This is a genomic window from Pantoea sp. OXWO6B1, from assembly GCF_001641135.1.
Lineage (GTDB): Bacteria > Pseudomonadota > Gammaproteobacteria > Enterobacterales > Enterobacteriaceae > Pantoea > Pantoea allii.
This window is the reverse complement of the sequence record NZ_LWLR01000001.1, coordinates 2910372-2930488: the sequence shown is the minus strand read 5'-3', so window position 1 is coordinate 2930488 and position 20117 is coordinate 2910372. Positions and strand designations below refer to the sequence as shown.

The window sequence follows — 20117 nt, the reverse complement described above, 5'->3', positions numbered from 1 at the left end:
ATCATCATGAAACCACTTCATTATCCTGCCGGGATCGGCAGGATAGCTACGGACTACATTGATGCACATGGCGCGGTCCGCCAGGTGTCTGCGTTAACGCGTCAGCGTTTACTGGCCGCTATGCAGCCGGGTTCGGCTTCGGAAATGATCCCGCCGGTGGCGGTTTTTACACAGGGCAAGCCCATCACGTTAACGCCCTCTCTGCCTGGCCCGGCTCGCTGGTGTCTGGAAAGCGAAGCGGGAGAGCGCTGGTCGGGGCACGTTGAACCGGGACAACCGTTAGCGCTTCCTGATTTGCCTGAAGGTTATCATCGTTTGACCGTCATCCTGGATGCACAGCGCACGACATGCCAGATAATAGTGACACCGTCACGTTGCTATGAGCCGGACGCGTTACGCCGCGGCGAGAAATGCTGGGGCACCTGTGTTCAGCTCTATTCTTTACGGTCAGCACAAAACTGGGGAATCGGCGATTTTGCCGACTTGCGTCACATGGTGAATGAAGTGGGCCTGCGCGGTGGTGCTTTTGTGGGCTTGAATCCGCTGCATGCCCTTTTCCCCGCCTTACCCGAGCAGGCCAGCCCCTACAGCCCCTCTTCCCGGCGCTGGCTTAACGTGCTCTACATCTGTGTTCCCGAAGTTGAGGACTTTAACCTGAGTGACGCCGCGCAGCGCTGGTGGCAGTCCGCGGATACGCAAAACACACTGCGGCAGGCGCGTCACACACAGTGGGTAGACTATGCTGCGGTGGCATCACTTAAGCTGAATGCCCTGCAATTTGCGTGGCAGCGGTTTATGCAGCGTGACAAAGACGATAGTCAGGTCGTGGCGTTTGACGACTTTGTGGTTCAGGGCGGAGAAAGTCTGCTACATCAGGGGTTGTTTGATGCCTTGCAGGCCCGGCTTATCAAGGAAGATCCGCTGCGCCACGGCTGGCAAACGTGGCCCCTGGCCTACCAACAGCCGGACACGGCCGCCGTGCACGCGTTCAGAATTGAGCATGGCGATGAGATTCGTTTCTACCTGTGGCTGCAGTGGCTGGCGGCGAGTCAATTTTCCGCCTGTTGGCACGACAGTCAGCAGCATCCGATGGCACCTGGACTTTATCGCGACCTCGCGGTGGGCGTTGCCGCAGGCGGATCAGAAACCTGGAGTCAGCGGGCGCTGTATTGCCTGGACGCCAGCGTGGGCGCACCACCTGATATCCTGGGCCCGCTCGGGCAGAACTGGGGATTACCGCCAATGGACCCGCAGGGTTTATATGACCGGGCATATGAACCCTGGATTACGCTGCTGCGCGCGAACATGCGCGATTGCGGCGCGCTACGTATCGATCATGTCATGGCTCTGCTGCGACTATGGTGGATTCCGCAAGGTGAAACGGCTGCATCAGGTGCCTATGTCGCCTATCCGATCGACGATTTGCTGGCCATTCTGGCACTGGAAAGCCAACGTCATCGCTGCATGGTGATTGGCGAGGATTTAGGCACGGTGCCGGAGGCGATCGTCGATAAGCTCCACAATGCCGGGGTTTACTCGTATAAAGTGCTCTATTTTGAGCAAACCTCGCACAAGGGATTCCGCCCGCCTGCGGCGTGGCCGCGTCAGGCCATGGCGGTTGCGACAACGCATGACATGCCCACGCTGCGCGGCTGGTGGCAACGCGATGATTTAACGCTGGGCAGCGAGTTAGGATTGTATCCTGATAAAACGGTACTTGCCGGGCTGTATCATCAGCGCAGGGCGGCCCGACTGGCGCTCCTCCAGAGCCTGAAGCGCCACGGTTATCTGAAGGAGCGCGCGTACGTGCAGGTAAACAGTCCGCAGATGAGCCGGTTACTTAATCGGGTGGTCCATCACTATCTTGCGGACAGCACAAGCGCCCTGCTGGGTTTACAACCTGAAGACTGGCTGGACATGGCCTCACCGGTCAATGTTCCCGGCACGGTAGCCGCTTATCCAAACTGGCGGCGTAAGCTCAGTATCTCGCTGGAGGCAATGTTTGCGGATGCGCAGATTAACGCCTTACTAAACGAGATCACAAGGCGGCGCAACGGCAAAAAATAATCCACTCCCCTTACCGGTTTTATCATGGGCGTAAGGGGAAAAGATATCATCCTGAGTGATGATAAGGATTTGGTTACTCAGGCTTCGATCCCTGGCCTTATGACGACCTCCCTTACTCTTGCCCTTTATGCCTGCTTAGAGCAAGGTTACGTAAATCACGTCGCCAGTGCGGTTGCAACCTAACGACCCAGGACGCTGGTCATAACTGACAGATTGGATATCGCGTCGGTAGTCATCCTAACGCGCTTAAAGCATCGTGCTTCGGCTTACCTTGAGCCTTTCTTCCAGCAATTTACCTTCCAGCAAAGCCAACCTGTTTTCCAGGTAATCGACTTGCTGAAGAAGTAATTCATTTTCTTGTCTCAGGATTGAAAGCGTGTTGTGCCAGCGCGTTAACAGTTCCGTCTGCGCAATATGGACATTTTCTATTGCTGTAAGTAGCGTATTCATTACTTTTTTCCTTTCGTAATAACATTGCCTGATTTTTCTTGTACTCATTTAGTTTAAAGCGTCTCAATGCATCGGATTGTTAAATGATAACTTTCCAGTTATTGGCGATTACTGAAATTCAGGATAAAAACACGCTTAATTTAGGGGTTAGATTGACTAAATATTTACATGTGAAAGCATTTACCAACAAAAAATATTCATACTTAACATGAGAAGCATTTACCACAAGCTCACTCCCTCTCTGTAATTGTCATTTTTGCAGCACTTATCCTTAGCTTTCTGTCAGTCTGTTTTTCCCTAGCCTTTTCGAATAATATAACGCGTTATCAACCTTGCTGATTAAATCCTCTAACGACTCTCCCCGCCATTCACCAAAGCCACCACTAAAAGTAACACTCAGTCCCTTTTCCCGCCATGTGCGTAATTCAACGTTACGCCGCCAGTCATTCAGGAGTACGCAGGCCTCCTCGGGATTAAGATCTGGGAAGATAACCGCGAACTCTTCTCCACCATAGCGATAGATTGAAATGTTTTTAGTCGTCAATACATTCATACCTTCACGAACGACATTTCTTAAAACAATATCGCCAACCAGGTGTCCGTAGGTATCATTGATAGATTTAAAATTATCAATGTCAATCATGGCGAAAACAAACGGATGCTTTTCCGACATCAAAAGGGAAATCTCAGCATCAAAGGCGCGTCGGTTTTTACAGCTTGTCAGGGCATCATGTACCGATTCTTTTAACAGTGTACTTTCCCTTTCCTTAGAGCTGGCGATTGCTTTGCCGAGCATCGACTCAAGTTTCGGCTTTTTATTCACTCCACCTGTTTGGATGGCATTTATAATGCTGATAAGGACATTTCTTGATGCATAATTTAGATACAAACCAAAACCTATAATTAACATTATCAAGACGCAAAAGCTGAATCCCATGATAATAAAATACTGAGTGTGCATTTCATTAATATCATTTTCACTAACTTTGTAAACAACAATCCAGTCAGGATTGGTTAAGGAGTGAGTGTAATACCATGACATGGTGGCCTTATCGTAGAAGTGGCTTTCTGCTCTGGAGATTTTCTCCATAAGATCGTGGTTAAATCTTTTTTCCAGGATGATGCCTGTATCGGCATTCATTAAAATATCACCTTGCGGGTTGATGACAAACAACGCGCCCTGTACGGGTAATCTCATCTGCCGCAATGATGTACTGAGATAGGATAAATCCAGTTTGAACGCGAGCGTACCTTTGTCTTTGCCATCAATAGAAATAATCGGCTTATAGAGCAACACAGATAACTCATTAGTTATCGGATCTTTATAAACACCTGTATATTGACTCAGTGTTTTTCTGTCTGCTTTTCTTGTTAACCATGGTGATGTCTTTGATGATAGTTTTATACATTCGCCTGCTTCTGGGACATGTATATATTCCCCGTCCGTATCAACTAAAGTAATGGATGATACCGATGGCAACAGCTTCAGTAGCTGCATTAACTGGATCATACCCTGGTTATTTTCATTTTTGATTGCTCTACTAAGCGTGTCTTTTTGTGCATAATAACGCGCCGATTGCGTCAGGAAGTTTTCCGCCTCACGCAGTGCAACACCCGTATAATTAAGCGTTAAATTGTAAGTGACATCGCTGTTTCTTTTATGATTATCTCCAATAAGACTCTTTTTTTGTAAGAAAATGAGCGTGACTGCAACAATAACACTACAAAAAAGCAACCCTGATATACCAGTAACTATAGGGATATTAAAAGATAGTTGTTTGTTTTCTGAGGGCATAAGTATTTCCATTTAAAACCCGACGGCAAGAGTTAACCATTTAAACAGGAGAAAAATATCAGATAATATGAATTCATTTTACGCACATAAAAGCCGTCCACATGACGCTCTCTTTGAGAGTGCGGTGCCAGGCGAAAAGCGAGTCTGAACAGGCCCAGCAAGCCTTCTGTCAGGAGAAGTAAAATAAGTGCAATTATATCTCTTCACGCGACGTCGCTAAAAAATAGCTTTTTCCATTGTCGTTAATGCAATAACCCATCACAGGAAGCAGACAAGCTGGCGCTCAGCGTTAATTAAAAAATTATTCATGTTGGAATCGGGTGCACTTTATAATTTTTTCCTTCCAAAGGTAGCCTTGTGCAAACAGAACGTCTTGGTTTGATACCAAAGAGAGATCTTCTTCACTCTCAATACCTTCAATGATTACGGGAATATTGGTTAGGGTTTTCCGCAGAATTCTTATTTCTTCTTTTAGCCAGGGTTTATGCAGCTCTCTTCTGTCAATTTTCACACCATCTATGTGGCCCATGATAACGTTGAGGATAATCAAATCATCGATGTAAAAATCATCAAACCACACCTCAAAATTTAATTTTCGCAATTCATCTATACGACGAAACAAAACCACCCTTACTTCATTCGTTAAACGCTTAATGTTACTTGCGTTTGAAATCTCGAACGAAACGCCTTTGAATTGTGAGAAATAATTGAGGTCTTTGATGTTCATCCCCAGCAAACTTTCAATGGAGATGTTAAATAATAATTTCAACTCATCCGGAAGAGAAAGCTTTTTTATACATGCAAGCTGAAGTTTTAACAAAGACATCAGATGCGAAGGTTTCTGTAAGGCAAACCACTTTTCAGCGCTTGTCCCATCCGTTAATACACTCAGCACTTCATAACCCACTATTGAGCCATCTCTTAGATTAATCAGGGGTTCTAGCTTTAGTCCGCACACGGCACTTAACTGATTGTATTTTTTTTCTACACCTACGTTCGCGTTCAGAAAGGACTCCCTTTTAAATTGCATTTCCATAACAACCTCTTTTTTACAATTAAGCTATTTAATCTTTACCCTGTGCTGTCACTTATTCGGAAGGATTACTCTCCTGAAGACTCCGCAGAAACCACAACGTTAACATGCTATTACTGTCTGGTTTCTGCACACGTAGCACTCCTGTGATTATTGTTAAAATTATGCTGAATTAAATTATTAATTCACGTCATAAAAACCTCAGGAAATTTTCTCTTAAAAAATAATTTATGCAAGTTAATTTAGCAGATAAACACACTAAGCCCATGATTAAATTATGTTACTACGTAGATGTCTTTAAAACATAGTTAAAAATTGATTGTTTTATGGCATGTGCAATGAGATGGCATATAACATAAAACTTACAATTAGTAGAAAATAACTACAAAACCTCTATTCATACGGCCGAACAAGCCGTCACTTACTCATTGGCGATATGAACATGTGAAGCTGATTCCATATCTATATAAAAACCATATCCCGGCACGGTCATGATAATTTTCCATGGCTGTTTGTCCTGAAAAACATAGCGTAAGGTATGAATTGCCTTAGTCAAACTGCCGGACGAAACACATCTTTTTGCCCATGCCTTTTTAATCAGTTGCTCTTTGGAAAAATAATGGCCGGGTTGACTCAGCATAACGGCAAGCAATTTTGATTCGTATTCACCCAAAATATACGTTTTATCTTTGGATATATTCTCAACTACGCCAGTTGACGGATAATATTTGTAGGTCATCATTACTGTCTCTTTTTAGATCGAAGCAATTTACAGGGCAGTATTAATATGCCGACATTATCTGTTTTTACTTTCTTAACGTGCACTTTTCTTTAATAGGTTAAGGTCACGATAACCGTATCCTTATAGTCCCCTGCTTTTACCCACTCTTGCGACGGTATGTTTCCATACACCGTTAATGACATATTATTCCCTGTCGCTGAAAGTTCCGTTTTTTTCATATCACTATCATTCCACGCAAGACTATGTCCTGAATCCTGATAGAGTTCATACACCACACAATCAGCGCCATTGCACATACGCCGGCTATTACCGTCATTATGTTGACCGGCTCCCAGTCCAACAGTAAAGCTACTGTTGACCGGACAGCGTACCGTGATATTACCCGTGGCATTACCTGAAAGCTTATCGTTTGCCGCCGGGTTTTTTCTGCCAAACGCGATAGGATCTACACTCACCAGTTCACATCCTTCTTTGACATTCGCGGTGACGTCAAACGAGTCTGCCACACCGTTATCGGTAACCGATGAGCAGGCCGGCAATCCTGCTAAAGTCGAATGATAGGCATACTTTAAGGTCAGGTTAACCCCGTAGTTATGATAATCGCCTGCTTTGAGTCCGGTCTGACCTGCCGGTATTTTTGCCAGGAGTTCAAAATAATGGGAACCGTTACCTTCATTCGCAGCAAGGTGAATTATTTTTTCTGCATATCCCGTATCCAAATCTGTGTTGGGATCATCTGCTGAATAAACCATAAACTGTAGCGGCGTACTGGCAGGGTTAGTGTTCAATTCCAGTGGCCCGCCTGAGGTTAACGCAAGGCAAAGCCGTATATATTCAGCGTCGGGATCGTAATCATTACATTGGTATTCGAGCGTTGCATTGGTCTGAGCTGCTTCTCCACTGGTAACATCACCAAATGCAAAATGCGCTGGGTTCATACTCCAACAGGAAGCCGCATGGCTTTTGGCGCTGAAAACGCCCAAAAAAATGCATACCGATAGTAGGATTAAACCTGTTTTTTTTATTGACATGTGATCTTGCTCCGGATAGAGGTTTTATTAAGCGCGTCTGACGCTGGCAACGTCATCTTGCATTTTTCGCCTGCCCAGTTAATTTCTGCATATCCCCCTGGCGGTGGATCTTCCAGGTAAACCTCACCCTCGTAACCGACAATAGTATTAAGGGTTCCATGAGTCGGGGTCTTTCCATCTTTATCACGTACCTGAACCTCTGCAGCAGCAGGTATCACACTGCCATCAGATGCAAAAACTGACAGTAATAGTGCGCGCGTCTGGTAGACATCGAATTTTGTGAAGACACCACTTTTGCTTCTGGGAATAGCCACCTGACGGGTATAGGCAGCCCGATAGTCTTCCGGTAAATCCAGAATATCGATGTCGATACTATTGGGATGATTTGGCACCAGGTTTGTCAGGAATAATCGCCCACGGCTGTCTGTTTTCCCTGCCGGACGATGATCAAGCTGTACCGGCACGTTGGGCTGTCCATTCGTATCAACTAATAAGAAAGCCTCACCTAATTCTCGGGTGGCATACAGGCTTCCCATAAAAAAGCCTACCGATCCGGACATGGAAGCGTAGTATTCGTGCTGATTAGGATATTGGTTGGTTCCCAGGGCCATATCACTCCAGCTGTTACGACGCTGTAAGCTGGCATGTTGACTCGACATTTTTCCGCTACGGGCAGAGGCATTCCATCCCCAACCTGGCTGGTTTGATTCCAGCGAGCGACTCAGGCTCAACTGATTATTACGGCTATGAGAACCGGCGTTATGCCTGAGGCTCAGATAGTTTCGGTTGCTAAATAACGGTAATGAATAGCCTAAATAGAACGTCTTATCCCGCTCATTATTTAACGACTGTGAGAAAGTGGCGGTAATCGTTCCACTTTCGGAAAAAGATTTGGACCATGTTAAACCGACGTATTCAGAAGTTTGTTGCGAATAAGCCTGCCTGATCCAGCTGGTGCCCAGACTGCCTACATAAGGAATACTCAGGTTAACAAAGGCACTATCTTGTTGCCTGGGCAAAATATTATTTGCCAGGGCTGTAATATCGCGATACTGCTTGCCTCTTTGAGTATGATTAAGACCCACACTCAAATAACGATTATTCCATTGCCAACCTGCTCCCCATTGAATACCGCTGTCCTGCTGGTAACGTCCCCATGCAAGGTCAGCATGCATAATCCCCATCGAAGGAGAAAGCAGATAGTTCATTCCTGTGCCGATATTGTTTAAATGTTGGCCCTGTTCAGTGTGAGATTCCATTGTCAGCTGATTAGTGACGCCAGAACGCCAGTCAGCAACGCCGATAAATTCACTTTGATAACTGAACGAACGTGAACCGTAATCTTTACGAACCCAACCAACATTCGCTTCCCAAAGGTTTAAGCCGCGAGTCAGAAGTTTGTTGGTGCCATACAGGTCAAGATTGACCATTCGCTGCTGACCATTAATATCGGTAATCACCACCTGTGCGCTGCTGTTGCCCGAGAGAATCGGTGCAGTATTCAGCGTGAACTGGCCTGGCGAGACCTGTTGGGATGCTGTTTTGATTCCCTGAATATAGAGATCCACCGTTGAAGGCATCGCAACGGAATCCGTTAAAATGTCCCTTGACGTGGTGTTCACACCTGGCTGCATCGTATAGTTATGGGCAATACTGATACCACCAAAACGGACACTGTTGCTCCACGAATTCCTGGCGGTATAGCTGTCACCTAATGTAAAGGAGAGCAATTTTTCCACATCATCTCTTCGCCAGTTAGTCATCAGCCTTGTTGTACCGGATTTATTGCTCAGTCTGTTCTTTTGATAAAACTTACTGTTGAACGAAGACGAAAATGTGCCCTCTCCCATTCCAAAGGTTCGTAACTCAGAGAATGCGGTGAACTGTTCATTACCTTCGTTACGGCTGGCAAAAAGACTATAATTTACAGCCGCACCATTTACCGAAGGTGAATACTGGTCTGCACTCAGAAAACGCGCATCGCTGTTCGTTTTTATATTTTGTTTGTTTTTCAACCGCGACGGATCTGCGGTAATCAACAGCGTCTGATTAAGATCATCATAAATATAACTAAACCCGTTCACCGGTTTCAGTTCAATATAGTCGCCAGATGCTGGCATATCATCCATACGGACATTGAGTTTTTCAGCATCGATCGCCATAATACTCAGCTTTTCATTTTGCTTAATCACCTCATAATAACCGTCAATGGGAAAACCATTAACACTGACGCTGAGATAGAGTGACTCGGCATTGGTCGCAGCGCTGACAACGTCAGCGCTGAGTAAAAGCGCGATTAATAGCGTCTTACTTTTTAATGTCAATCGTGGTAAAAGTGGATTCATCATTGATATTTGCAATTAATTTCACACTGTTATTTAGCCCATTAGGTAGTTTCCAGGACATTTCACTCGCGGGCAAAACATAACCCATCAATCCCCGATTAACTACACGCTGGTCATGACCTGAAGCAAGAGAGACATTGCTTAGCTTAATACTTTCGGAACCACTATTTTTAATGACAAGGTAATTAAGGTTATTTCTTTTGCTGATCGAAGCGGTAATTTTTGCTTTATCAATTTTGACAGTTTTACAAGAGGTAAAAACAGGCACGGAATATCTCAACAAAAAATTAACGTTCGAGCGACTATCTGATGAAGTTCTGTCAGGTAACTCATCAACAATTAACCGATAGGTTCCTGCTTTTTTTTCTTTTGGAATGATGATGCGGATCAGTTGTTCCTTCCCCGCAGGAATTTTAGCCATGGGAGGACTGCTGATGACATCACTCGCTGGCGTTAACACATCTTTGTTATCTATTTGCTGCCATTTATAAAGACGTATTTGCGTACTAATTGGGGATGCCCCCGTGTTTCTGATATAAACAGGTCTTGCTCGTTCCTGATTGCAAAAATTTACCGTTGACGGATACATTTGCAAACTGGCCGCATATGAACCAGTGATATGCGTCCATCCGGTTAAAATACACAGAGCGGAAAAGAGTAAAGGTTTCATATACGGCCTCTGTTACTGTTAATAAGTGAGCTGTAGCATGACGGTATCGCTGTATTCGCCCGCTGAAACATCGTGGAGTTCGGTGTCCAGGAGTGCGCCATAAATATCGACAGACTGAGCCTCGCCATTGCCAATATTGGACGAGCCCGCAACGGCGGCTTCATCAGGCGCCGCCTGAGCGAGTTCCTGCGTCATGGCTGCATCTAAATACAAGGCATATTTAACTGGGTGCGCATCGGGGTCTGACGTATTTTTTAATTCATAGCTATGAGTAACATCTGACGTTAGCAAATAGGGCGTGCCAGTCGTACAGGTCACATGTGCTTTCGTATTAGCCTTAATATTTTCATCAACAATAACGTGGTTACCAAATTCCAGAGGATCGACCGTCAGTACACAGGATTCCTCTACAGTCAGCGTCACGTCCATATTGGCTGTTTTAGTGCCGGCATTTGCCATACCAGACAGCAACATTAATACAGCAGCAGTTGTGGTGATTTCTTTTAACATGTTGGTTCGAACTCCCTACTCTTTTATCTCTGATGGGTAGCATGGATATCGGGCTACCGGGTGATTAAAAATTCATGCCATTACAAACCCGTTAAACGCTGTTAGCCCACGCTCGTGAGGCCCTGTTTAACAGATGGTGTGAACAGCAAAAGTCATAAAAAATAAAACCTGAGTAACGCTTTATATGAGCATTTGTTTATTCCCAGCCCCTCATCACAAGATCAGGTGGCGAATAAAATCTTACTCAGCACGGCAAATTGCCGCAACATAGTATTGATAAACGCCATTTTACGATATATTGTGCTATTTTTATAAAAAATTACGATACTAATTATCGCGCGTTGATTTGTTCAACGTTATTTTGGGTAAGTTGATGAATGAAAATTGAGAAGGAATACAAGCAGAGCGCGTAAAAAAAACGCCAGGGCGGGATGCAGAACGTGAGTTAAGGTGAAAAAAAAGAATGATTTTTTTCTAATGTGGATTTTTAGTAAAAAAAACGCCAAGCCCATTCAGGTTTAGCGTACAAGTGGCGCAGTGGAGTCGTCTTACGTCCTTCTGAGTCCGCTACAGAACGTTAACCCGTCTTGCAAATAAAAGCAGGGATGATATGCGTTCCGATAAGGAATGCACTATCAATTTTGGATATCCGGTTTATCTTAACATAGGAAAAATTCGTAATGAGTAAGTCATTGGGTACCGTATCCCGGTTCCCCACAATAAGCTCTTTATCAGAGAGTTTGTATAGCGAGGAACTAAAATGCGAATATGTAAAGTTAAGTGTTCGTCGGACGACGTATTCCTTATTGTTCGAGCGATAAAAACCGTCTAATGAAATGACGCCATGCGAATTTTCAGCCATAGAGAAGACCACGCTGACGCTGATGACCTCATTGCTTAGCTCATTTTTTTGAAGAACGTTTCCTGAGCAGGCAAAGTTGTAAGTGTATTTTTTATGTTGATGATAGTTATAGAATGCATATGCAAGAAGACATACAGATAAAAACAACGCTCCCAATTTTAAAATTTTTTTATTGGCTGTCATTTCGTTGACCTCCAGTTAAGGTATGTCGCGTTCTGACATGACTCATTCCCTTTGGATACTTTCCGGCAATAGGCAACAAAGACGTTGCCAATGTCTCCAGCATGAATATTTCGGTCAGCATAAAACATAATTTCATCACCTTCTGAACAGGTGAAACCGCTCGTCTTAATGATTTCGCCGACAGTCTCTTGATTAGGGTAAGCATGATGATCCGGATAAACCGGCAGAAAACTCACCTGACATTTTCCAATGGTTGCCAGGTATTGTGGATAGATAAGGTTGGGTTCGCTAAGAAACATCGATAATGTTGCCAGCCCCCCTGAAATAAGCATCAGCAGGTAAAAAATCCATTGCTTTGACTGTGATTTATAAACCGTTTCAGTATTAACTTTCGGCATCACTGAAGGTACGGCAACGGCCTCATTTTTCTCGATAGAAATGAGTAAATCCGGATTAACGACAAAACCGACTTTGTATACTGTTGTGATGACCTCCTGTGACAATCCCAGAGAAACAAATCCTCTTCGTATGGCTGACACATAAGAGTTTATACTGTTTGAAGAAGGCGTTGTGCCGGCATTCTTCCAGAAGTAATCCAGTATGACCTCCCGCGAGAGGACGACGCCCTGATTATTTAAAAAGAGTTCAAGAAGTTGATTACACGCAGGTGTTAGGGGAACGTTTGCCTCCGGACTGTCCTTCAGGCAAAGGAGACATTGAGACGGTATGAAACGGATTAACTCCTCAATGATATAATTACTATTCTGAGCTGGTTGGGGGGTTATTGCTACTGATATATCATTCATATTTAGCATTTCCATAGTCAACAGAATGCGTTACTGGGTGAATGTTAACGAGTTCTCTGTATTGTGCTTCGAAGTGAAGACTGCTCTACGCGTTTTTTGCCAAAAAAACGTATCCCTCCTCCTCACGTCTGTCGTGAAAGTTAAGATAACCGACTCCCGAGTGTATATCAGGTTGTGGACTGAAAGTGTAAGGCTTAACGAACTGTGAAGTTATTTATTGCTGAATTAACAAAGAGATGGCTATTTTTAAATAGCGATTTGACAAGGTGGTTAGCAACCCTTTTCACATGAAAACGGACGGTCGCAAAATAAGCATATATATCTTCTCCCCTGGACTATTTTGCGTAAATATGGCGAAAAAAAATAATAACCCGAAGTAAGCTTTTTCTATAACTGTGCGGGTCAGCGGCGTGCGTGCAAAAAAGAACGATAACAGTCGATGGACGATACTGCTACCGCTCCAAATCACAATATATAACAGTCATTCTTGTTTTTAGAAAATGCCTTTCTGCCGTATCTTCTGCATTTTCTCTGTGGGGGCATCAAACTTGTCCAGCTCAACTTCTTGCGTTGTAGGCGCTCTAGGGCCTTCCTGATTGTTAGACGGTTTCGTCGTCAAGCGTAGCTGCTGCATGGCCAACTTTTGTTGTTCCAGCAACGTTTTGAGTACCGCCACCTCTTGTAAAATCTTATCGAGCTGCTCGCCAGATGTTTCAGGCTGTGGAGCGGGAAGTTGCAGAGGCAGCAACTTCTGCTCGACCAGTTCTTGCATTAGCGCTGTCAGCGTAAGATGTTCTCGTCCAACCGATTCGGCGATATGACGACATAATGCCGGTTCCATCTGGTGGAGCTGCAGCCCCGCCAGATAGATACTCCGATGAAATGACCGGATTTCCATATTCGCGTCATCAATATCATCAGTGTGATTCAGCGATCGATGCCACTGCTCTAATTGTTGCATTGCGCGCAAATCGGCACGGGACTGTTCTGGCGTCAGATAAAGGGACAGATTGACGCGGCGTATCTGTCCCTTACGCATTATCATCCACCTCAGCCATTACGGGCTCTTCAACCGAGGTGGCTCCGGCCCCAGAGTGATACAGGCAGATTTCACGAGACAATGCACTCTGCGGATTTTCGATAGTAACCACACGATCGCCGAGCGAGAGATACGCCTGACGAACAGCGCCTTCAACCAAATGCGCCCCGCCACCGACTAAATAAACCCGGTTGGGGTTTTTGGCAAATTTCTTCGCTTCATAGGCAACCTGATCACCGAGCTCTTGAATTTTAATTTCGATTTTTTCCAGAATCGAATCAATACGCGAATCATCATTGATGACACTGGCGACGAAATGACTGTCATGGCGACGTTTTATCAGTTCATTTGCCACCAGGTAGCTTGAATCACTGTCTGCCGCAGCCAGTAGTTTACGGGTTGCATCTGTGACCATCGCCACGCCAATTTCATTGTTCCCGTATATCGCAGAAACATCGTCAAACTCACCGATCACTATTCCCATATCCAGGGTGGTACCACCGCAGTCAATCACCAAAGATTTCGTAAACTCATTAACATCAGAATTCAATAAGTGCGACAGCGCAGCGGGCAAACTTTCCGGCATAACTTCAACATCTACAATGCGAAATAATTCACCTTTATTCAGCGAGATATCACGCATGAGGTTACGCCGTTTTGCTTCTATGCACTCTTCATTGCGCTGACAGTCATCCGGTTTATAAAACTGGGTGATGGGCAGCGTGACAATGACGGTGACGTCACAGGGTGTGATACCGGTCTGCAGCAGGGCATGATGTACAGCCAGTAAATTCAGATCGTCATATTGATAGTCAATATGCGTGGTTGACAGCGCTTTATCTGACGTCGCGTCATAAGTATATTTTGTGGTGCCAATGGTATAGTTATAAACGGTCTGACCACGAAGTAACGCCGCACTTTTCCAGTCTTTGCGGAAGGAGTTAGGTGAAACCACCGTTTTCAGAATACCGTTGTCAATCCAGCTAATTTTTACGTTAGTTGACCCATCGTCAATGGCGAGTTTCATGTGTGTCTGTGTCATGGTTTGTTCTCAATCAATTTCATAATAAAGCTGTCAGATTACAGCGTCGCGTTTTAAGCATAAGCGGCAGCGTTACAGAATCGCCTCTTCCGTTAAAATCCGTCGCGCCCCAAGAAAACGTGCCTGCCAGAAGGCATTAGAAAGCTGGCTGATGCGAATATTCAGACCATGCCGTGGCGCTTCAATAAACTTGTCATCACCGAGGTAAACGCCTACGTGATCGGCTCCCGGACGCTGATTAATATTAAAAAAAACCAAATCGCCAGTGCGTAATTTATGCGGTTCAACCTGATGTAAGGTCCGGTCCTGATACAGGCCATCTGCGGTACGGGGTAATGTGCGATTGAGCACCGGCGAAAAGGCAAAAAATACCAGGCCACTGCAATCAAAGCCTTGCGCAGGGCTTTGTCCGCCCCATACATAAGGTTTGCCAATCTGCTCGTGCAGGCGACTAAGCACGTTTGTCAGCGAGGCGTGCAGCCGTTGGCTAATGTGTTCGCCGAACCGCAATTCCTCACGCGGGTCTTTTGACGTGTGTCCGGGCTTACGGCGTTGATACATGGCCAGCATGTTACGGTTAGCGGCACGTTCAAGCCGACGTTGCTCGCTGAGACTGTATTTCTGTTCAGGCGTAAGCGGCACCAGAGCGGTACGGCTGCGCCCTTTTTTAAGTAACACATCACGGTTATGCATACGTGCTTGTGCTGCTTGCAATGCTGTATCTGGGTTATTATTGGGCCGTTTATTATTGTGGGCTTGAGCGGGTATTACCGCACTCACGAATAATATTGCAGCAAACACCTTAACGCGGCTTCGGCCTGATTTAACTATGCTGAACATCCGATAACCATTTAATTCTGCTGAGAAAGCCTGTTAGCGATTGGTTTGATAACTTTCCCCCCATTAGTGCCAAAAAACTGATATAGCGACTCACTCGCCGATTTTGTTAACACCATAATTTCAATACGTCGGTTAGTCGAGTTGAGCGGATTAGCCTCGTCGATTAACATCTGATCAGCCATGGCGCTGACCTGCAAAATCTTTTTCTGATCCAAACCCGCAGCCGTTAATATCTTTCTGGCCTGTAAGGCACGTTCCCCTGATAAATTCCAATTGTTGTAGCGATTTTGATCGCGAAAACGGGTCGAATCCGTATGACCGGTAATAATGATTTTATTATCAATGGTGTTAAGTACCGAGGCGAACTCTGTGAGTAATCGTTTAAAAAAAGGTGTCAATATGGCGCTACTGCGCTGGAACATTTCTCGTTTCTGATCGTCAGCGACCAGGATACGTAGCCCTTGCGGCACAATTTCTATCTTGAGATTCGAGTGGGCATCGTAAGCAGACGTGATCTCCATAATAATGCGCGCCAGTTCCTCTATTTCACGCTGTGAGCGCGCATTAACATCTTCAAGGCTTTCACCACTTGCCGCCAGCACCTGATTTTTTACTGTCTGAGCGTGCTCCTGTTTCGCGTCTTCTTTATTTTTTTGCGCGTCGCGATCGCGCTTATCGGTAACCGCAATTTTCCCGCCGCTGCCATTGGGCTGAGTAATGGCTTTTAACGTATGGCCTTCAAAAATAGATTCGCCCTGAAGCTGTGAAACAATCTCTTTGCGTTCGTCTTCCGTGACCGATCCCATAATCCACAGCACCATAAATAGCGCCATCATCGCCAGTGTAAAATCGGCAAAGGCCACCTTCCATGCACCGCCATGCATAGCATCATGACTTTTGTGCATTGAACGCTTGATGATGGTTGTATTTTCTTTACTGCGATTACCACGCATCAGAGTTCACCCGTCATCTGATTGACCCAACCGTCCAGGGTGGCAAAGGTCGGTTTTGAATCCAGAGGTAACATTTTGCGCCCGGCATCCACCGCTAACAGCGTGGGTTTCCCTGCCACATGGCCAACCAGCACGGTGCGAATGCATTCAATCACCGACATCAGCTTCTTAGTCCGTTGTTCCATGGCATTTGCCACGGGGTCCATCAGGCAGTAACAAAAAAACACGCCAAGAAAGGTGCCGACTAATGCTGCCGCCACTTTTACGCCAATAATGGCAATGGAACCATCAATAGACTGCATGGTGATAATAATCCCCAGTACCGCAGCACAGATACCAAACCCCGGCATGGCTTCAGCGGTACGTTGCAGTGAGCGTGAGGGCTGCAGCAGATTCTCTTCCATTGAAACCAACTCTTGTTCCAGGATGCCTTCAAGCTCATGCTCATTAATTTTACCCATCGCCATGAGCCGAAAATTATCCGCAATAAAGGTGATGATAGTGACGTTCTGTAAAATTAACGGGTATTTTTGAAACAGCGCGCTGCTTTGGGGGACTTCAATATGCTCATCCAGTACCTTTAACCCACCGTCCTGTACCAGTTCCAGTAATTCATATAACAGCATGAGTAGCTGACGCTGATATTCCTCCGTGTTGTACTCATTTTTTTTCATTATGCCCCGAAACTGACGATACATTTCTGCCAGCACAGGCCGCGGATTGGCCAACACCATGGCACCCAATCCGGCCCCTAAAATAATGATAATTTCGCCCGGCTGCCAAAATGAAGACAGGTTGCCGCCGGACATCATAAAGCCACCAATTACGCAGCCGAAAATAATAAAAACACCAAGAATCTTTTGCATTAAATGTTCACTTCTGAAAAAAAGATTGAATTTTCTGAGCTATCTTTTTATTGATCTGACAAACTCTGGCCTCAGTCAGGTCGAGAACCAGTGCAATTTCTTTCAGGTTCATTTCTTGCTGATAATAAAGCGTAAGAATTAACTGTTCACGCTCATCGAGTTCAGCCAGTGCAGCTCGTAATGTTCGGCCAATGATAATTTCATCTTCCAGCGGTCTGCTGTTCAGGCCGTTTTGAATGGCATCCTCACTGAGTAAATCATCAAGGCTCTCCAGAGATTTGGCACAATCCAGCAGCAGATATTCCTGATACTCCTCAGCCGTAATGGTGAGATGCTGTCGCAGGTCGTTAAGGTCAGGAACCCTTCCCAGCTTGCGTGTCAGTTCGCGTATGGCGTCATTGGTTTTATGACTTTTCTGTCGTAAACGACGTGGACGCCAGTCGAGCTGCCGTAACTCATCCAGCACCGCTCCACGAATACGCTGTACGGCATAGGCCGCGAATTGATCGTCAGGATGCCCATAGCGGCGGAGGGAAGTGAGCAGGCCCATCAGGGCTATCTGCTCCATATCTTCCCGGTCCATAACACTACTGGTTTGCCATGCTAATTGTTTAACCACTTTGTGAACCAGCGGTAAATAGGCGTCAACGTATTGCGCCTCCTGTTTGGGCGTCAATGCGTCATGAGCAATAAAATCCATCATTTCCATCAGCGATTGTTCATTACTGGAAAACCATTTTATTAATGATCACGTCTTTAAATGGGATACGCGTATTCAGACTCTTAAAGCTTTCCCTATAGGCATCCATCAACCTGTCGTGAAGTTCTTCGATGCTCATTGCCCGCACGGCTTTATAATCTATGCTGGATAGCAGATTCACCGTGGCACCACGAATCGCCGGCGACATATCTTCGGTACGCGTGGCATCCTCTTTTGAATTTGTCGTCAGTGCGAATTCAAGTAATAAATATCGGACACTTTTTTCATCACTTCTTAAAGTAACTACAACATTTTTTATTTCAACAAATTCCACCACACTCTCTTTTGATGCACTAAAAAAGTCATTTATCAGTGAGCGCTTTTGTTCATCCCCATTCAGATACTGTGTCGCAAAAACAGTTAGCCCGGCGGCAAAAATGGCCGCGATAAGGGCAATAACCAGCCCCAGAGAAAAATTTTTAATTGTCATAATAAATCGTTAAACCGTTAGTAAAAGTAAATCGTCTTCCCCTTCTGCGGACGAATGATCCTCAGAAGCGATCTTAGCGCCAGCGTCGGGGCTTTTTATCGGGGTGTACATCTGCTGTCCGCGTTCCTGCTGTTGCCCGGACTGGGATGAAACATTAATGTTTACCTGCAAAGCATATTGCTCAGTTAAATGCTGCCTTAACTCGTTACAGCTCTGCTGCAAGGCACGAAGCGTCTCATGGTTGCTGGCGCTGATATGTATGTTTAAACGCCCATTATCAAATTGCAGGGAAATATCCATTTTTCCCATTTCGGGTGGGTCCAGTCGCAACGTCGCATGCTGGACCCGATTATCTATCTGAACCTGTAAACGCGCCTTCAAGGCTCCCTGGAGTTGCTGTGCCCATAATGAATCGTCAGTATCGGGGTTGATCGTAGAAAGCATCACCGGTTGAGGGTGTTCTGACGTCATCACACCCGGTGACATGGCCCCTGCTAATGCTGGTGAAACGACCGCAGTCATTCCCGGCTTTGTATTATCAGCGGTCATTTGCCGTAGCTGGTTAACCGCTGTTTCAGTTAAAGCCGGCGGCAATGCGGGCGACGGCGTTGCCGATAAACGCGCAGACGACGCTGGTTCTGCTGAAAAATCCATCGTTATCAAACGGTCATCAGCCCGGAGGAACGCGTTCCGGTTTGCCGTATTGTTCAGTGGCAACTCGCTTGCCATCAGCAATGTATCAAGTAGTTGTTGAGGATCGGTTTCCTCCGTCAAATAATGTGCTTCGGCGGGATTCTCAACGTCATTCCCGGCGAGCACCAGGCTGGTATCTGGCTCTGCATCTGGCGTGATCAGGGTGTTTAGCATACCCAGCAGAGCATCATTAAAGGCGGACGAGGTCACATCTTCACTCAGTATCGCCGCTGTGCCAGTGGAGACAGGCAACGCGGATTCACTCTTAACGGATAACGGCGTCAGCTGTGAAAGAACCGGATTCATGTTTAATCCTTTGCGTCAGAAAACTGCGCGTATGCCATTGCACCTTGCTGGTTATTACGCGTGCGGGCCATCTCTGTTTCCAGTTCGTCGCGCTTATGTTGGCAATATTGATTAACGCGCTGGTGAACAGCGCGAAGCTGCTGGAGAGCTTCGCGCTTTTCCGTATCCATCGACTGCCCTTTCAGGGAGATCAAGAGCGATGCAATCTGCGCATCCACCTGTTGTAGCCTTGACCAGTCCTGATGCGCGGCGGCCTGCTCAAGTGAGTCAGCCAGCGAGCGCATGACGTCGATATCATCCATTTGCCTGTCCCATTTTTACCCATCCGTCCTGAATATTGCCCAGAATGAGTTCAACCTCCTCAATGGCAACCACGGAAAGCTTATGGCTGGCATCGTAAAGCCGATAAACGCAGTAGTCATAAAGATTGGCCAGGCTCAACGCCAGTTCGTTGCCTTTATCAAAATCCAGGGCACTCGTCAGTGCATTCAAAATATCGATACATTTATTGATACTGTTGGCTTTACGGTCATAACGACGGGCATCAATGTGACCTTTGGCACGGACCAGTTCATCCATCAGACCGCTAAAAAGCATAAGAACCAGCTGGTGTGGATTAGCCGCCGCTGCCTGAATAGACAGGTCGGATTGCTGATATTCACTGAGGCTTGGTTGTTCGGGGTGATACATGACA

At 45.8% G+C, this 20117-nt stretch carries 21 protein-coding genes; 1 reads left to right on the top strand and 20 read right to left on the bottom strand.

Features of this window, described 5'->3' with window-relative positions; translation table 11 throughout:
- Positions 1-6 precede the first annotated feature (6 nt).
- Positions 7-2067: a 4-alpha-glucanotransferase gene (gene malQ, locus A6A26_RS15925; RefSeq protein ID WP_063879636.1), complete on the top strand. Its 2061-nt coding sequence runs from the start codon at positions 7-9 to the stop codon at positions 2065-2067.
- Positions 2068-2313: 246 nt separating this feature from the next.
- On the opposite strand, the gene A6A26_RS15920 is transcribed toward malQ, so the two are convergent.
- From A6A26_RS15920 to fliS, 20 genes are all read right to left on the bottom strand, one after another.
- A complete protein-coding gene (locus A6A26_RS15920; RefSeq protein WP_063879635.1) occupies positions 2314-2517 on the bottom strand; it encodes a hypothetical protein in 204 nt (67 codons plus the stop codon).
- A 271-nt stretch (positions 2518-2788) separates the two neighbouring features.
- Entirely contained in the window at positions 2789-4312 is a 1524-nt protein-coding gene (locus A6A26_RS15915) for a sensor domain-containing diguanylate cyclase (RefSeq protein ID WP_063879634.1), read from the bottom strand.
- 301 nt (positions 4313-4613) lie between these two features.
- Positions 4614-5348, bottom strand: a complete 735-nt coding sequence (locus tag A6A26_RS15910; RefSeq protein WP_063879633.1) for an EAL domain-containing protein — start codon at positions 5346-5348, stop codon at positions 4614-4616.
- Between the two features lie 418 nt (positions 5349-5766).
- Positions 5767-6087, bottom strand: coding sequence for a winged helix-turn-helix domain-containing protein (locus A6A26_RS15905; RefSeq protein ID WP_063879632.1), 321 nt, complete (start codon positions 6085-6087; stop codon positions 5767-5769).
- A gap of 89 nt (positions 6088-6176) precedes the next feature.
- Positions 6177-7118: a Csu type fimbrial protein gene (locus tag A6A26_RS15900; RefSeq protein WP_063879631.1), complete on the bottom strand. Its 942-nt coding sequence runs from the start codon at positions 7116-7118 to the stop codon at positions 6177-6179.
- Positions 7109-9466 carry a fimbria/pilus outer membrane usher protein gene (locus A6A26_RS15895; protein ID WP_082875196.1) on the bottom strand — a complete coding sequence of 786 codons (2358 nt, stop codon included), beginning with the start codon at positions 9464-9466 and terminating at the stop codon, positions 7109-7111. The genes A6A26_RS15900 and A6A26_RS15895 overlap by 10 nt, the downstream gene beginning before the upstream one ends.
- Positions 9426-10133, bottom strand: a complete 708-nt coding sequence (locus A6A26_RS15890; protein WP_063879629.1) for a fimbrial biogenesis chaperone — start codon at positions 10131-10133, stop codon at positions 9426-9428. The genes A6A26_RS15895 and A6A26_RS15890 overlap by 41 nt, the downstream gene beginning before the upstream one ends.
- Before the next feature lie 18 nt (positions 10134-10151).
- On the bottom strand, positions 10152-10643 hold the full coding sequence (locus A6A26_RS15885; protein ID WP_063879628.1) for a Csu type fimbrial protein: 492 nt from the start codon (positions 10641-10643) through the stop codon (positions 10152-10154).
- Positions 10644-11220: 577 nt separating this feature from the next.
- The gene (locus A6A26_RS15880; protein WP_063879627.1) at positions 11221-11688 is read right to left on the bottom strand and encodes a hypothetical protein; all 468 of its coding nucleotides are present in this window, start codon (positions 11686-11688) and stop codon (positions 11221-11223) included.
- The gene (locus A6A26_RS15875; protein ID WP_063879626.1) at positions 11685-12494 is read right to left on the bottom strand and encodes a winged helix-turn-helix domain-containing protein; all 810 of its coding nucleotides are present in this window, start codon (positions 12492-12494) and stop codon (positions 11685-11687) included. The genes A6A26_RS15880 and A6A26_RS15875 overlap by 4 nt, the downstream gene beginning before the upstream one ends.
- A 493-nt stretch (positions 12495-12987) precedes the next feature.
- Entirely contained in the window at positions 12988-13533 is a 546-nt protein-coding gene (locus A6A26_RS15870) for a hypothetical protein (protein WP_063879625.1), read from the bottom strand.
- Complete coding sequence (gene parM / locus A6A26_RS15865; RefSeq protein WP_063879624.1) at positions 13526-14575, bottom strand: plasmid segregation protein ParM domain-containing protein; 1050 nt, start codon at positions 14573-14575, stop codon at positions 13526-13528. The genes A6A26_RS15870 and parM overlap by 8 nt, the downstream gene beginning before the upstream one ends.
- A 72-nt stretch (positions 14576-14647) precedes the next feature.
- The gene (locus A6A26_RS15860; protein ID WP_074181020.1) at positions 14648-15289 is read right to left on the bottom strand and encodes a C40 family peptidase; all 642 of its coding nucleotides are present in this window, start codon (positions 15287-15289) and stop codon (positions 14648-14650) included.
- Positions 15290-15426: 137 nt separating this feature from the next.
- A complete protein-coding gene (gene lafU, locus A6A26_RS15855) occupies positions 15427-16368 on the bottom strand; it encodes a putative lateral flagellar export/assembly protein LafU (RefSeq protein WP_063879622.1) in 942 nt (313 codons plus the stop codon).
- Positions 16368-17234: a flagellar motor stator protein MotA gene (motA, locus tag A6A26_RS15850; RefSeq protein ID WP_063879621.1), complete on the bottom strand. Its 867-nt coding sequence runs from the start codon at positions 17232-17234 to the stop codon at positions 16368-16370. Before motA ends, lafU begins: the two co-directional genes overlap by 1 nt.
- 7 nt (positions 17235-17241) lie before the next feature.
- On the bottom strand, positions 17242-17937 hold the full coding sequence (locus A6A26_RS15845; RefSeq protein ID WP_074181051.1) for a FliA/WhiG family RNA polymerase sigma factor: 696 nt from the start codon (positions 17935-17937) through the stop codon (positions 17242-17244).
- 19 nt (positions 17938-17956) lie between these two features.
- Complete coding sequence (locus tag A6A26_RS15840) at positions 17957-18424, bottom strand: flagellar basal body-associated FliL family protein (RefSeq protein ID WP_063879619.1); 468 nt, start codon at positions 18422-18424, stop codon at positions 17957-17959.
- Positions 18425-18433: 9 nt separating this feature from the next.
- Positions 18434-19327, bottom strand: a complete 894-nt coding sequence (locus A6A26_RS15835; protein ID WP_172823897.1) for a flagellar hook-length control protein FliK — start codon at positions 19325-19327, stop codon at positions 18434-18436.
- Positions 19328-19425: 98 nt separating this feature from the next.
- On the bottom strand, positions 19426-19725 hold the full coding sequence (gene fliT, locus A6A26_RS15830; protein WP_063879617.1) for a flagellar protein FliT: 300 nt from the start codon (positions 19723-19725) through the stop codon (positions 19426-19428).
- The gene (gene fliS / locus A6A26_RS15825; RefSeq protein ID WP_063879616.1) at positions 19718-20113 is read right to left on the bottom strand and encodes a flagellar export chaperone FliS; all 396 of its coding nucleotides are present in this window, start codon (positions 20111-20113) and stop codon (positions 19718-19720) included. The genes fliT and fliS overlap by 8 nt, the downstream gene beginning before the upstream one ends.
- Positions 20114-20117 lie beyond the last annotated feature (4 nt).